This window comes from Roseimaritima sediminicola, assembly GCF_009618275.1.
Lineage (GTDB): Bacteria > Planctomycetota > Planctomycetia > Pirellulales > Pirellulaceae > Roseimaritima > Roseimaritima sediminicola.
The window spans coordinates 1-689 of sequence record NZ_WIAD01000147.1 but is presented as its reverse complement, the minus strand read 5'-3'; the positions used below and the strand labels follow the sequence as shown (position 1 = coordinate 689).

1 protein-coding gene is annotated in these 689 nt (G+C 61.0%); it reads right to left on the bottom strand.

Features of this window, described 5'->3' with window-relative positions; translation table 11 throughout:
* Positions 1 to 689, bottom strand: a 689-nt coding sequence (locus GE027_RS22945; RefSeq protein ID WP_202617520.1) for a hypothetical protein, incomplete at both ends; no start/stop codon positions are given.

Here is a 689-nt window from a genome sequence, read left to right as displayed (position 1 = left end):
CCCGGTTGGATCGGCTGCGGTGGCTCCCGTATCATCCGTGCCAATGTAGATGGCGATGGGTTGATCACGAACATCAAACACCGTGCGGGTAATCGTGCCCCCAGGGGAAACCTCTCGATTGCGGCGTTTCAGACTGTCGTAGCCGTAGGTCGTTTGGTCGTAGTTGGTTCCGCTAGTCCCGATTCCGCTTGCGGGAATCGTGTGATAGATGCGCATCGACGAGAGATGGCAGCAGTCGGTGTATTGCCAGGTCGTCCAGCGTTCGAAGGATGACTGCGAAAAGCTGTCGGTCGGCTGCAAGCGTCCGGCGGTCGTCCCCCGGCGGGCGGTGATCTCAGCGATCCGGTTCCCTCTCGGGTCAGATTGCCGAATGCTGACGGGGTTGATCAGCGTGTAAGTATACGACGGCCCGCTACCGGTCGCGTAGCCACTGGCGGTCCAGGTTTCATGTTCGGGGTCTTTGTAGACCGTCCAAACGGCTCGCCGGATCGTGGTTGCGGTGCCCGACACGTCAACCGTGTGTGACGGTCCCAGCTCCTGGGTCGTGCGTCCCTGAGAATCCATCTCGTAATCGTAGATCAGGTGCTTGCCACCACCGCTGGGCGTTGCCCACCCTGCGGGCACGCCGCTTAATAGCGATGTGTCGGCATCGATAATTCGCTGCACCACGGCCCCGGTGGGGATGTCGT